Genomic DNA, 13,812 nt, shown 5'->3' on the forward strand with positions numbered 1-13,812 from the left:
AACCCGGGCCATCACGCCCAAGGCCACTTACACTCCGACTTCTAACCGCGCCCGCTCACGCTCACACAAAAAGAGCACCCATCCCCTATCATCAAAGGGACGAGTGCTGTCACGTGGTACCACCCAAATTTACATTGCCTTCACAAGCAATGCCTCAACGACGCCGCAATAGCGTGCCGTTGCAGCGCCCATTGCGAGGTCCGGAAAGTTAACGGTTCCGACCGGCTAGCCTGCGTCAACAAACTAACAATATTGCAGAGCTCATCTTCACGGCTCGCTTGGTTATCCTTTCCCATCTTCCGGACTCGCTGCACACCTACATTGCCGCTACTCTTCTCTGCATTTTTGGAGGATTAAATTGCTTTTATACTAGTGTCAAAGTTGCGGAAAGTCAATGACCCAAGTAGGAACTTTTTGAACGGCACCATTTTCCGGTCAAGCACAAATTAACCTTTGACCATGTCTCATAGAAGCCCTTTATTTGCTTGGAATCGTTGTAACGGCTTGGCGATTCTGGGAAAAGTTTTGAATGGAAACCGGCAATTGGCCGTTAAAGTACTGCTTGCCGATGCTGGCAGCTTGACTGAAGAAGTTCTTGACGTCCGACTGAAAAGCATTCGAATCATTCCCTTGCAGGCTCTTCAGAGCATCGGTGGCGGTTTGGCTGTATGTAATCAGCGCCTTGGTCAGGTCAGCATTGGTATTTTTTGTGCCAATCCCAGACGCTGGCTGATTATTCTGCAGTTCCAAGGTGATTTTGTCTAAATCGTCAACACCTTTTTTAGCCGACGCCATAATGTCTTTTTGGTCGTCTTTCACCGTGATCTTGGTTAAGGTTTGGATCACAGTATCCGAGATCTTGGTATAGCGTTTCTGAAGCGCCTTTTGGTCAAACTTATTGGTCGTGACCATCGTCGAAGATTTTTTTGCTGACGAATCTGACGATTTTGACTGACAACCGGCAATGCCGACAATCGTCACCATTAGAACCAATAAGCTCATTAATTTTCGCACGTTCCATTCCTCCAATGCGTTGTCATCTCTGCACGTCTGATAGTTTTACCATGTCAATGGTTACAATACCATTTTCCATAGCTCCCAGCCAGTTAGGCCGCGTAATGGTTTGGCTGCTGCCACCGCCTGATCGCTGATCTGTTGCCACCAAGTTTGATCCGTTAATAATTTCAACATATCAGTCGCCGCGTCAAGCACTTGATCACTGAGCTTTACAATGCCAAGCTCGCCATTGGTTGCACCATTGAGCATCTGGTCAGCCGCTTTGGTAAATGTGATGACCGGCGTACCGTAAGTGAGCGAGCTCAACAAATCAGCATCTCCCAAGTTGCCTAGATCTGCCACGATAAATGCCATGACCCGCGCCAAGTCGCCCGAATCTGCTAATGATCGGGTTTGAATATCTAGAATTGAAGACAATCCGAGCGTCTCGATGCTTTCTTGTAATTGCTGAGCCAACGCTTGATCTTGATGATGGACGAAGAGATTCAACTTCACCTGTTTCTCTTTGATCTTAACCATTGATAACGTGCTCAGTAACTGCTCAAAAATCGCTAAATTTTGATTGTCTAGTTCCATCGCTACTCGGCCAGGCAGGCGCTGTTCCCATGGCGTAACTTCCGGAATAGTGGACTGCTGGTTCACTGTTGCCGCAATGGGTACTACATTCCCATGTTGCGTTAAAGATGACGCAAAGGAGGCTTGCGGATCAGCAATCAATTGCCCAAAAGCAGCGCGACTACCGTTTGACTGCTCGGTTTGCCTGATGGCACTGACATCCTCTTCGGTTCTGACAACTGGCACAAAATCAGTCACCGTTTCTTGTCCTAACATGGGCAAAACGCGGCTTGGTTGATCCACAAATAGCTTACCCGGATGTTGCTTTATCACATGTGCTAGACAGTATCTGCCAAACGACGCCCAATCCGTAAACTCGGCTGATTGTCCGGCCAAGTCTAACACGGTCAGATGATGCAAAGTACCATTACCATTATATTGGCCAAACAAGAGCGGCGTTCCATTCGCATAAAAATACACGGCTAGCCGCAATTGCCCATCCGCTTGAAAATACACGGTTTTCACCTTATTGCCTTGACGATCATAAACCTCGGCATAACTTTTACGGTTGTTATCGCCAAAGAACGTAATGGTATGAATCCGCTGTGCGGTCAACTCAGCTTCATCGTCAAAAGCTGTAACAGCATACATCAAATGGTCACCATTCAAAAATTGTAAATGGTGATCAACCGTCTTGGTTTGATAATCGTTCAGCTTCATAATGTCGCCAATCGTGTAAAGTGGTTTTCCCTCACTGGTGTCAGTGCCACGTAAAACATCGATAAGTGACATGACCTGATCCGACCGTAAATGAGCCTTTTGAACCTGCTCATCCAGATCTTCTTGCTCGCTCAAGACAATGATACTTGCTGGCACTTGGTGATCCGCAAATAATTGGAGTCGTTGTACCTGCTCTTCGCCACTAGGTGTACCGCCTTCAAAGCGATATGTTAAAAAATAAACCATGATTCCCCTCCGCATTCATTCTACTGATGCCAACCCACTCAATGAGGCATATATTCATGCCAACTTAAGATCGGCAACACGTCGCCTGCCAATCTCTTAACACCCGGTTCATCAACAAATTGCTGGCTGATCAAATACGCCGGTGACTTCACATTTGCTAGGAGCGCAGTGTCAGGCTTGTCATAAACAATCGGCACCAAATGCGGATGCATTGCCGGCTCATCAATAAGTTGCGCAAACAGGTCACTGTCAGCATCGATATAAAGTTTACGGTTAGTATGCTGAAAATTTTGCAACAACCACCAAACCATTAACTCAGCCTCATCATCTAAGGCCTTAATCGGCTCCCCACTTTCCGACTCTACCCAAAACTGATTAAAAGTCGGCAATGCTACGATGACCGGACGCCCGCTCATGTCAACCAGCATACGCTGCACCGAAGTCGTCACAAAAAACGGATCTGTTGTATTTTGCCGATGGATATTCGGCATTTCAGCAAAACGTTCGGTCATCATCAGGCGCCCTTGGTGATCGTAACTATCCTCGCGACGTAACTTACCATCGCGAAAATAACTAACAACCTGCACTCGCTCCTGGTCATCACGTTCGACTTTAATCGCAGTTTGCCCATCTTGATCAACATAACGCGTCACATGACTCCCCAAAGTTTGCTTAGGCGTCAGTTCCTTGGTGAACTCACTACCAAATGTGGCCGTTGCGTGTCCAACACTGCCGCGGTGGTGTAGAAACGTATAAAAATTATGGTATGACGTTGGTGGTAAAAACAGCTTTTCTTTATCTCGATAACGCATGAAACGTGAGACTTTGCCAAAGCCGAACCCGCAATCAATGATTGCTGGAGCCGATTCTTTGTTTTTAAAATAATTCATCACCGTTGCATTTTTGCCCACAGTTGCTGTGACATATCTTCTGGCAACGTCTCTAAGTAAAAAAAGTCCTGCTTATCATCGCTTATTACAAAATCATTTGCTTTTTTAGCTGTATTCGTTGTTTCCTGTTTCTTTTTTGATCTATTCGACAACCAGCCCATGACTGCACCCTACCTTCATTTAATGCGTGTTCTTTGGTGAAACAAACCAGACGCGCATGGTCCAAACAATGTCACCGTCGCAAACAAGAACGCCAAAAGTCACTTATGTACTCATTATTTGACAACCTTTTAATGCCTATGAACAAAGAAATGTTTTGCGTCTTCCATAGTAAATGGCAAAAGCCAACAACACTAATAATTATAACATGGTCGTGATTCAGAACGCACCTCAACACCCACTTTTGGAGTGGATATCTCTTAAAATGCCAGTCAAGATCAAAAAATCGAAAAGAATTTTCAACTTTAGAATAATTAATATTCAACGATAAAATTCTTTTTTAAATCGGCTCTTTGCTGTAAAATAGGCACATGGGATTCTGCCTGTTTCTCATTATTTAATTGTACTTAAAAGAAACAGTTTTATCCGGCTAATTGTCATCACGCCGGTTAACCAGACAATGTTGTTGCTTGTTCAGATGTTTTGCCAGAACCTCTTGAGATTAACGACGACAAGTTTAATAATACGTGCATCGGCCATGTAATTATGCTTTATAATACGATTGAGGCTAGGCAATGCGTCAACTAGAATCAGCGGTCTGTACAAAAACGATGACGAACTGACACAAGAGAACAAGACAATTAGCAGGTGAGAAATAATGCTTCAATTGTTTAGTAGAAAAAGAAAACTTAATTTATGGGGTGGTTTAAGAATGAGTATTTTTGGGAAAAAAGGGCGGAATCAGTTTTTACGCAATCAGCCAAACAAGCTCCAACAAGAAAGCGAACAAAACTCGAGCGCTGCTGCAGGAAATGGCGGTACTAGTCTGTTTTCGTCTGCTTCATCTGTTAAGGCCAAACAAGAAGTCACTTCCAAACCGCGTTCACTTCCGGAAACAGGGACGAAAACCGCGGTAACGGATCGTCCAGTTGCCAATTTGCGTTCTGCTACCGCGTCTACCACAACGACTATTGCTAAATCAACATCCTCGTCGCTGACGGAATCTGCCTCAGCATCAACCGCTAACGCACACATAGGCTCTCAGTCATCCTCAGCCGCTTCAACAAGTACCCATGTGGCAACTTCTTCAACCAAGTCACAAGAAGACAATAAGCCGGCAATGACAAAGCCAACACAGAACGAGCAGAAATCGGCAGCTGCACCAAATCCGGCTGCACAAACCGAAGCAACAAATATCACCGCAAATTCGGCTAAAATTGATAATGCCAAGAACACCTTGAAACAAGCGATTTCTACATACAATGAAGCACGGCGAACGCTTCAAACGAATATGTTTGCTAAACGTGCCGATTTGCAGGCCGCTCTAACCCAAAACAAGGTGACGTTGGCCCAAACACAACGCGACATCAAAGCCATGCAAAAACGCATGGCCCAAAATGATGGTAGCGAGTTAGTTCCTGCGCAAAAGACAATTAGCGATTTACAGAACCAAGCCAATAAAATTGCAGCTCAGTTCAAGTCCAAACAAGGCGTCCTTGATGATCTCAACCGCCAGCGCCGATCTCTGGAAAAGCAAGCACAAATGACCCTTGAGCAGGGTAAGAAATTCAAGCAGGAAGAAGAGGAAATCATGTCTGCTTTTTCCGGTATCAAAGATCCGGAAAAAGTTCTCGCTTTTGCCGATGCTCATCGTAAGCAAATTGATGACATTAAGGCCGGTGAAAAAAAGCTGACCGCAACGCAGATTAGCTTGAAGAAGCAACTTGAAGATATTATCAATGAAATTAACCAAGCTAAAGATGAAATCACCAAAATCAATAGCGAACAAAATACCAATGGTCAAGCCATCACCGATGCGCAACGCAAACTCGATACATTAAAGGCTAAAGTGGCCAGTGATCAGGCTGACGACAAAGCGCAATTAGACAAACTTGAGCATCAACAGGCCGATTTAACAGACGAGTCCAAACGCTTGCATGACCAGTTGCATACGCTCACTGATGGCATCACCGCATGGTTGAACTTCTCACAGCCAGTTCATGCTTTGAGTGAAGCTGACTATGCCCCATTAATTCTGGATATTGATTCGTTCTCTGCTCATGACTTTGAAGCTTTACCCCAATTAAGCGACATGTTGCAATCAATGCCGAAGAAACAGGTCGGTATTTTCACGACCTATTTCAACATTGATTTGGTCCCGACCATCGATGCCTGGTCAACGGCTAACAACTTCAATCCAGATGAAATCCAAATCATCAACTGCCTTTATCAATTGCAAAATGCTGGTGAGGGTAGCGAGAATGCGGCAACGCTACCTGCCAATATCAAAAATCGGCAATGGAATGAGAACCACACGGCCGAAACCATCACCATGCCAGATGGTCAAACGAACATGCTTGTCACCTATCAACTCGATGCCCAGAAGCAGCCGACCAAGCTCATTTCAAAAATTGCTTATCGTCAAGGTGACAAACTCACGAAAGAAAGCTTCTTCCGTAAAAATGGTGTGCTATCGGCCAACACGTTCTATGACGCTGCCAACGGTATCACGCGCAAAGAATTTTACCGCCGCGATGGTTTGCTCGTCGTTTCAGCGACTTACCAAGGCCAGAAGTTGAGCGACATTAGCGTCTTCAACGAAGCCGGTTTGCAAATCAACTCTTTCGACTCGCTTGCAGCTCTCAACGTTTGGTGGCTACAAAAGTCATTCCCACAGGAAGGCGCTATGATTGGCAACTTCAAATCCAAAGCCTACCGTGATTTAACCGCTAATTCCGGCGTCAAGTTAGTGCCATTTGTCGATGAAGCCGTTGTCGACACAGACGACTTTACTCGCTGGATGGCCGATCACAAGCAACAGGCATTTATCACCAACAACGTCACCACGCAAAGTACTTTAGCCAAAAAGGCCAAGCTGCCACTTTATGTTAATGTGCTCAAGCAGGCGCCGTTACCGGTTCAACTTTCGATGCCCGCTGATTGATCATTAGCCAAAATTTCTATAGAAAAAGAACTCGGTTGCAAACCGGTCACACAATAAGAACCCAGCGCTTTGCTCACTTAGATGAGCTCACCGCGCTGGGTTCTTATTGTTGTCTCTTCTGATACTGACCGAAAAGATCGTTTATTCAGCTTGAATCATCTTACTGTCCTCAATCTGATGTTGTAACTGCAAATTTTCAAAGCGCAGATTGTTGACCTTATCTTGCAGTGTTTTCGTTTGCTCTTGACTTTCTGCATACTTGTCAGTTAATGTCTTGATCGACTTTTGTGCCTCTTGGAGTTTGGCCTGCAATTCAGTCACAAGCACATGCTGGCTTTCGTTTTGAACGTTTTGGCGATCAAGCACCTCTTCATGTGTTTGTTTGACCTGCTCGCGAATCTTGCCAAGCGCTTCATTCGTATCATTTAAATCCTTTTTCGTTTGTTCAAGCTCATTCTTAGTCACGATCAGGTTAATCAAAATCTCGCTAAGTTTATTAACCGTTTTACTATGTGTGCGCTCAAGTTCAGTAGAAGCATCCAAGTGCTGCGCAAGTTTCGTGGACAGGACCGCTATTTGTTCCTGGTTCGTTTGGCTTTGTTGCTGAAGTGCTTTGATGGCGACCATCACAGCGGTCTGCGTCTCCGAGCTGCGATCTGTGGCACTAGGCACTTCAGTTGAGTCGGAAGCTTGGTCAGATACCCTTGGCTTTTCAGTAGTGACATGCTCAACACTCGGTTGATTCTCCGAAACTTGCGTCGCCTGTTGCTTAGTAGGTACAGATGTGCCAGAGCTAGCCTCAGTTGAAGCCTGTGAATGGGTTGAGCTTGCTATTGAACTCAATTCTTCATTCTTTTCTGGTGAGACTTCGATAACTTCTCCACCTGAGGCTTGTGAAGCTGACTTGCCTACATTCATTTCCGGCGTCGAGTCAATCTCCCCATCTTGAAGTTGTTGTGTTGTTTTTGCCGAATCCGATGAGGCGGTTGCGGCTATTTCGGTACGGGTATCACCTGCTGATGCAATGGCCACAGCATCGGAAGCTTGCGCATCAGCTTCAGAGAGGAGACTTTTATGATTGAAATGATCTATGTCAATCACATTGTCCGTTTTAAAAGCCATGCCTGCTGCCGGAGTTGACGCTTCGCCTTCTTTTTTCTCCTTTTCAGTAGCAGTTACTTTCAAATCAGCAGCATCATTAGCATCGGCCGCTGAAGCCGAAGATGCCGCTTGATTGCTCGCGGATTGCTCAGAATCAACATAAAGTGTTAACTGATCGTTAGCAAAGCTCAATTGTGCACCATTGGAAATGCTCATTGTCCAGTTTTTGCTTTTCACTACTTCAGACTTTGCAGGAACGACATCCGCCTGCGCTTCCCCCTCGTTACCGGATGACTCTGATTCATCGGCTGTCGCTGACCCTGCGATCCCTGTCTGTAAACCGTTGGCGTCCGTTCGGGGCAGCAACTCCGCAAGGCCTGCGAGACCGTCATCCCCAGCCCTACGCAGTTGCTTCTCCAACGCACCGAGAAGATCATCCTGATCTGACGTTTTTTTCTTGGAAAATAGGCCCATCTTCATCTTCCTTTCTAAAAATCGGCTCACACGTTTCATTGTCAGTAACTTTTAAAACAACGACGTGTGCGATTATCTCGCAACATTATTTTTGCACCCAATAGCCCAATTACGCGATCGCCACGGTTTTAATTGCTGGGGCCGGGTTTGGCGCGACTGCTTTTTGTTCAGTTTGTAACTGTTTCAACTGTGCTTGAAGACTTGCAAATTTCGGCGAGTCAACATAAACAAAAGTTGTGTCTGGGAGCGGTACTGTTTGGGGATTTGTCTTTGCATTGGCCATTGCCAAGGCCTTATCATACAGGCTTTTATCACTGTAAGTTGGAGCTTCAAAAGCGTAATAATAGCTGTACTGATTTTTTTCGCTCGGCGATTGGGTAAATGCCAACCCCATTGTCGGACCGCCATACAGCAGATTAGCCCGGTGACCATAATGGCCATCGCCAATCGGTTCCGGATTATCCGATTCATCATACCAATCCATGACCAGATAATAGGCAATCTCCTGATTAGAGTGCATGTCCTCAATAATCCCCTTGCTGGCTCCAATATCCTCAGTTGATCCATGAGAACCATCGTGACTAAAGTTCGTCATAATTTCTTGAACCCGCTTAGTGGCAAAAGCCTCTTCACTGGCTGAATAAGTCAGCGGTTTCTGGCCATTTAGCGTGCGTAGCTGATTGACATACTGTAGAAAATCAGCAGCGATCTCTTTGGCGTCTGGTTTGAAGTCCGGATTAGCAGCAAGATAAACCGCTTCTTTGCTCGGGTAGTTAGTGGTGGAAGTGAATCTGGAGGCAAGGTTGCTATCAGTGTGCGGCAAGGCTTGGATAGCATTCGTTATACTAGCAAGCGTGGCACTGTCAGAAGGGATGGCATAAGATTCTTTACCTCCCACTCTAACTTTTCCCATTTTGGTAACGATAGTGCCGTTGGGATCGGTAAACTCAAAACGTTGAAAATAAATTCCTGGTAATGTTACCGGAACCGTACCATCAATTCTGATGTCTGACAAGCTAACTGCTTTCCCAGTGGAATCGACAGCAGCTATTAACATTTTAGTTGGATTCCAACGCGTGCCCAAAGGAATGCTCATATCGAAAAGATTAATGTATGGTGTTAGCGTAGTGCTCTTCGATGTGTCTGGACTATCACTATTGGTGGCATCAGGGGTTTCAGGGGCAGGCGTCTTTGAGTCACCATTTTGATGGTTCTTGTCATTATTGTTATTTGTCGCTGCACCGGTACTGGATGAACCCGGAAACAATCCTTGGATCGTTGTTTTCACTTGGTTAATCACCCATTGAATTGGTGCCATGATGCCGCCAAGAACATCTTTAAACATCGTCATTGCCTATCCGGCAAACGAAGCAATCCCATTGACCACTGACACACTGATATTCAAAACGCCTTGCAGTGCGTTAATGATTGTTGGTGCAACTGTGGCCGTGATGTTTGAAACGCCGGTCAAAACACCTGAAAGTCCAACAACCCCCGCCACCGCCTTGACGATCGAAGCGGGTCCTAGATTCGTCGCAGTATCTAAAAGTGGGTTAATGGCGTTTGCCAGATTTTGACCAATAAATGGAATGGCTTTTAATACCGGTGAGATCACACCTTGAATCGCTTTACCAATCGTGTTAATGCCAAGGTTTAGTGCGCCGGAAACCAAACCGGTTGGGTCAATGCCAAGCGAATTGGCAACAGTAACTGCATCTTGGGCAGCTTTGATTGCACCACTAGCAAGTGGCAAAATCACATTAACAATTGGCAGCGATCCTGCTACGGACCGCAACCCGGAAACGATTGCGGAAAGCCCATCTAGAGCACCATTAACACCATTTTTGATGGCCCACTTAACGGCATCTCCAAGTGTCAAATTGTAGACGTCACTAATTTGCTTGACCAGCTGACTCAGGTCCGGAGCCGTAAGCCACGGTTGCGCTGCTGCTGATGTACTCGTTGCGCCTAGTATGATTGCTGACGCGTGATCAGCAACTGCTGCTGATGTGATTTCTTCTAGCTTTACCTCATTTTGACTCTGATTGACATTGGATACGTACTGATCAATGTGAAGACTGGCATTGATGGCTTGACGAATCCATGCTTCTTGATTTTTTTCTGCTTCATCATTGGCTGCGTTAGAAGTGATTGATGTGGGACCTTCAGTGGAGCTAGAACTAGTCTTAGTCTCACTTTCAGCGATACTTTGAAGTTCAGCGCTCACCGAAGACCCTTCTTCAGTATATTTGTCGTTTTTGGTTAATTCGGCGGTGGCAGCAGGCTGCGAAACGTTTTGTGCACTGCGACTCGGATCGTTTTCGGAAGTTGTAGAAGCTAAGTGAACAACCGGCTCTTCTGTCGTTGTTGCAACCGTTTCATTCTTTTGCTGCGAGACAGGTGCACTTGCCTGTGATGCCTCTTTTGTTGTCGAAACTTGTTGTGTCTCTTGCTGCGGCGATACTGTTATTTTTTCTTGGTTGTCAACAGTTGGTTGATTATTTTGCTCGCGAGTCACTTGAGAACCAGCATTCTTGTCCCTTGGCACTCCAGAGTTCTGTAAATTAGCAGCTTGAGTAGCCGTTTTCTGGACCTGATCCGCCACTTTAATGGCAGTTTCTATATCTGATTGTGTATCTGCATTGACGTGATTTGTCATGACTGCATCCGCCAAAAACGCCCCGCTTGCAAAAGTTACAATCACACTTGAAGCATACAACCACTTTTTCCCAGATTTCCATCTTCTAAACCGGGTGATCTTAGTTTGTTGATTAAGCCACCTTTGCCCGCTATGATTCCCCATTATCTAATCTCCTTCTCCATAATTGCCAGCGTCAACGTTTAAGCAGTTCGCTCATAACCGCAAAACAGTCTCCTTGTTTGATTCATGATCTTTTGCACTGAAACTTAAAAAAAGAAGTCAACCCAAAAGCTCGGATTAACTTCTTTCCCGCCTTCAGTGAACTGATGTGACTGTTCACATAAAAACTTTCTTACTCAACTTCATGGACTGTGACAATTGTCTTTTCTTCAACTCTCTTACCAGATACCTCGTCATAAAACGCAACCTTAACAGGATAGAAACCTGGATTGGTAGGCCAAACCTGACCTTCGTATTCAAGCTTAGCTGAGGGCACGTTGGCACCATCTGAATACGTAGCATTCACAACGACATCGCTTGGATCAAACCGCAATCCAACTGGCAGCGAGATTGGTTTTAGTCTCAATTCTTCTTGCATAATATCACCTAGGCGACCGTGACTGTCGCGTAACCGGTAACCACCTCGTTATCGTTCATTTCGTTAACGAAGGAGTACTTAACATAAAACTTACCTGGCAAATTAGTATAGATATTTCCTTCAACCTTGATGTTAGATTTTGAAATATCCTTACCATTACCATCCTGAGCGCTGACAATCGCATCAAAAGGATTAAAACGAGCACCACGGAACAACTTAATGTCTTTTGTCTTTAGCTTGCCAGCCTTGGAAGCAAGACTCTGGACGGTGTTGATCAAGTCAGAAATGCCAGGTAATGAGCCAACATCCTTGATCAGCAACTGAAGGTTTGGCAAATGAAGGTTCAAACCAAGGAGACTTGCAACAGCGCCGATACCGCCACCAATGGCACCGCCTATAACTGATCCAATTGGGGTCCCAACCAGCGTTGCAATTGTATCCGTCAAGGCAGTAACCCAGCCGACTACCAGGAACATGATTGGATCGACAATAATCCCAAGGCCGATGACACCAATAACACCACCGATGAAGCCGGCGATCCCATCGACAAGTGTGCCAATAGGGAATGAAATGATCCAGTCACCTAGGGTTTCGCCGACAAGCGCACCAATTGCAGATCCTAAAGCCGTACCACTGACAACGGTGTCAAGGTTACCGTCTTTATCAGCTAAACCAGGACCCGAGGTGGCGCCGTAGTAAGCACCAAGCGGAGCACCGATCAAACCGGCTAACCAGCCCGTAATCCCTGGCGCCCAACCAATATCACCAGCGGTACTTGCATTGGCGACAATCCCGACGATTGGAATTAACCCAAGGATCGAGTTCAAAATCGTTCCAGGGATCCCGGCAACTAGAAAGGCACCAAAGTCACCGACGCCTGTTGCAATTGTGCCATAGAACGTGCTACCAATGGCACCGCCGACCAACGATTCAACAAACTTACCAATTTCACCAAGTCCCGTCAGATCCGGAACCAGTCGCACTGGATTGATATTCGTCGCCAGCCATGAAACGACATTCCAGATCGTTCCGGTAATGCCACTCACAATCCCGCCTAAATCAAACCCAGCGAGTGAAGTTGACATGCTTGCCTTCGAGATGGACGACTTCAGCTCATTGGCAACTGCATCCTGTGCATCATTAATTTGCTTGGTCATCGCCTTATAAGAATCCTTGGCTTCGTATTTCTGCAAATCATCCGCAAATGCCTTACCGATATCTGTTGCAAAGAACGATGCAGCTAAGGATTGAATGGCTGTCGCATCGGAAGCCTTTTCTGCCGCAGTCATGGCTTTGCTAAATGCAGCAAATTCGGGAATGTCCGCATATGACTTCAAGGTTTCCAATAATGCCTTACCATCAGCAGTCTGCAGATATGCCGTCACAGCCGCAGAACTCTGAGCAGCACCCGAATCGGCTGCCAGCTTAGCTTCATCAAGAAGCTTCTTGCCGGCGTCGGTTTTCATGAACTCAGCGACAGCAGCAGAATTAGCGGCTGCTTTTTTAGTAGCGTTAGCAGATGCCGCCGAAATACTCGATGACAGTGAGTTCAGCATTGCTTTTGCTTCAGGCATACTTGCCAGTGATTCTAACGATGCTTTGACGGCTGCTAACGAATTTAACGCCTTGCCTTGTGACGTTGTGTTAAATTCCGCAATTAATGCACGTTGCTTGGCAGGATCAGCAGCTGCATCTGAAAGTTGCTTCTTAAAAGCCAAAACAGCAGGGTCATTCGCCAACGAGCCGGCTTCACTCAGAAGATTTGCCGCACTCTGGAGCTTATCGCCAAGCTGGGCAAAAGCTGCACTGCCAGCCGGCGTTTTCGCGTAAGATGCCGCTGATGATAAGAGATCAGCAAATTGTTGCGAAGTTGGTGCACCGGAACTTGCTGTTGTTGCATCAATTGATGCTGCAAAGTCCATTCCTGCCTTTGTAGCAGCAACCGCAGCAGCGGAGGATGCCGCATTGGTCGTGGTTGCTGCGCCACTGTTTGCAGGTGCAGGTGTTGCGGCGGTTGCAACAGTTGCTTGTGAAGCTGCTGCACTCTGCGCCTGTGTCGAAGTTGCGACTGGCGCTGCTGCAGAACTTTCCACTGCTTTGACTGTCTCTGTTGCCACTGATGGCGCAGAAGGCTGCTCAACGTTTTTAGTTGTCTCCGCTGAAGCCTCACTTTGGACAGCCGCCGATGAAGCAGCTTTAGCACTTGCTGCAGCTTGGTCGACTTGCTGTGCCACTTGAATCGTGTCGGTTGTGACGTCGGCCTTAACTGTTTTCCCTGATTCTAAGGCGCCCGCACCGATAATTGAAACCACCAGCGAAGAAGCGAATAACCACTTCTTACCCTTCTTCCAAGAACGAAAATGCGTATTTTTAACTTGCGCTTTTTCGCTCCCCCTTTGTCTTTGTAAATTTTTCTTCATATGATTCGGCCCCACTTTTTCATAGTTTGCCCTTAATCCATTCAAGT

General features: G+C 46.1%; 10 protein-coding genes and 1 pseudogene. 1 reads left to right on the plus strand and 10 read right to left on the minus strand.

What is annotated here, in order from left to right; all coding sequences use genetic code 11:
- Nucleotides 1–477: 477 nt before the first annotated feature.
- From GSO_RS11915 to GSO_RS17890, 4 genes are read right to left on the minus strand one after another with little or no spacing between them, the layout of a single operon-like run.
- A complete protein-coding gene (locus GSO_RS11915) occupies nt 478–1,014 on the minus strand; it encodes a hypothetical protein (RefSeq protein ID WP_010492491.1) in 537 nt (178 codons plus the stop codon).
- Between the two features lie 60 nt (nt 1,015–1,074).
- Nucleotides 1,075–2,538: a glycosyl transferase group 1 gene (locus GSO_RS17590; protein ID WP_010492492.1), complete on the minus strand. Its 1,464-nt coding sequence runs from the start codon at nt 2,536–2,538 to the stop codon at nt 1,075–1,077.
- A 38-nt stretch (nt 2,539–2,576) separates the two neighbouring features.
- Nucleotides 2,577–3,428, minus strand: a complete 852-nt coding sequence (locus GSO_RS16000; protein WP_010492494.1) for a hypothetical protein — start codon at nt 3,426–3,428, stop codon at nt 2,577–2,579.
- Nucleotides 3,428–3,589 carry a hypothetical protein gene (locus tag GSO_RS17890; RefSeq protein ID WP_155807537.1) on the minus strand — a complete coding sequence of 54 codons (162 nt, stop codon included), beginning with the start codon at nt 3,587–3,589 and terminating at the stop codon, nt 3,428–3,430. Before GSO_RS17890 ends, GSO_RS16000 begins: the two co-directional genes overlap by 1 nt.
- 710 nt (nt 3,590–4,299) lie before the next feature.
- Here GSO_RS17890 and GSO_RS11930 point away from each other — a divergent pair.
- Entirely contained in the window at nt 4,300–6,531 is a 2,232-nt protein-coding gene (locus GSO_RS11930) for a coiled-coil domain-containing protein (RefSeq protein ID WP_010492497.1), read from the plus strand.
- 141 nt (nt 6,532–6,672) lie between these two features.
- Here the strand turns inward: GSO_RS11930 and GSO_RS11935 are convergent, their stop codons facing one another.
- The 6 genes and pseudogenes from GSO_RS11935 to GSO_RS11955 form a co-directional block, all read right to left on the minus strand.
- The gene (locus tag GSO_RS11935; protein WP_010492498.1) at nt 6,673–8,106 is read right to left on the minus strand and encodes a hypothetical protein; all 1,434 of its coding nucleotides are present in this window, start codon (nt 8,104–8,106) and stop codon (nt 6,673–6,675) included.
- Nucleotides 8,107–8,215: 109 nt separating this feature from the next.
- Nucleotides 8,216–9,457: a CAP domain-containing protein gene (locus tag GSO_RS16005; protein ID WP_010492499.1), complete on the minus strand. Its 1,242-nt coding sequence runs from the start codon at nt 9,455–9,457 to the stop codon at nt 8,216–8,218.
- Between the two features lie 3 nt (nt 9,458–9,460).
- Nucleotides 9,461–10,765, minus strand: coding sequence for a hypothetical protein (locus GSO_RS11945; RefSeq protein ID WP_235500836.1), 1,305 nt, complete (start codon nt 10,763–10,765; stop codon nt 9,461–9,463).
- 36 nt (nt 10,766–10,801) lie between these two features.
- Nucleotides 10,802–10,909: pseudogene (locus GSO_RS18610) on the minus strand (KxYKxGKxW signal peptide domain-containing protein); the annotation flags it as partial.
- Between the two features lie 190 nt (nt 10,910–11,099).
- The gene (locus GSO_RS11950) at nt 11,100–11,345 is read right to left on the minus strand and encodes a bacterial Ig-like domain-containing protein (RefSeq protein ID WP_010492501.1); all 246 of its coding nucleotides are present in this window, start codon (nt 11,343–11,345) and stop codon (nt 11,100–11,102) included.
- Nucleotides 11,346–11,353: 8 nt separating this feature from the next.
- Entirely contained in the window at nt 11,354–13,765 is a 2,412-nt protein-coding gene (locus GSO_RS11955) for a KxYKxGKxW signal peptide domain-containing protein (protein WP_010492502.1), read from the minus strand.
- Nucleotides 13,766–13,812 lie beyond the last annotated feature (47 nt).

Source organism: Lacticaseibacillus zeae DSM 20178 = KCTC 3804 (assembly GCF_000260435.1).
Classification (GTDB): domain Bacteria; phylum Bacillota; class Bacilli; order Lactobacillales; family Lactobacillaceae; genus Lacticaseibacillus; species Lacticaseibacillus zeae.

Excerpts from the sequence above, each read along its gene's own strand:
- GSO_RS17590 (WP_010492492.1), bottom strand. The coding sequence starts at position 2,538 with ATGGTTTATTTTTTAACATATCGCTTTGAAGGCGGTACACCTAGTGGC.
- GSO_RS16000 (WP_010492494.1), bottom strand. The coding sequence starts at position 3,428 with ATGAATTATTTTAAAAACAAAGAATCGGCTCCAGCAATCATTGATTGC.
- GSO_RS17890 (WP_155807537.1), bottom strand. The coding sequence starts at position 3,589 with ATGGGCTGGTTGTCGAATAGATCAAAAAAGAAACAGGAAACAACGAAT.
- GSO_RS11930 (WP_010492497.1), top strand. The coding sequence starts at position 4,300 with ATGAGTATTTTTGGGAAAAAAGGGCGGAATCAGTTTTTACGCAATCAG.
- GSO_RS11935 (WP_010492498.1), bottom strand. The coding sequence starts at position 8,106 with ATGGGCCTATTTTCCAAGAAAAAAACGTCAGATCAGGATGATCTTCTC.
- GSO_RS16005 (WP_010492499.1), bottom strand. The coding sequence starts at position 9,457 with ATGACGATGTTTAAAGATGTTCTTGGCGGCATCATGGCACCAATTCAA.
- GSO_RS11945 (WP_235500836.1), bottom strand. The coding sequence starts at position 10,765 with ATGACAAATCACGTCAATGCAGATACACAATCAGATATAGAAACTGCC.
- GSO_RS11950 (WP_010492501.1), bottom strand. The coding sequence starts at position 11,345 with ATGCAAGAAGAATTGAGACTAAAACCAATCTCGCTGCCAGTTGGATTG.
- GSO_RS11955 (WP_010492502.1), bottom strand. The coding sequence starts at position 13,765 with ATGAAGAAAAATTTACAAAGACAAAGGGGGAGCGAAAAAGCGCAAGTT.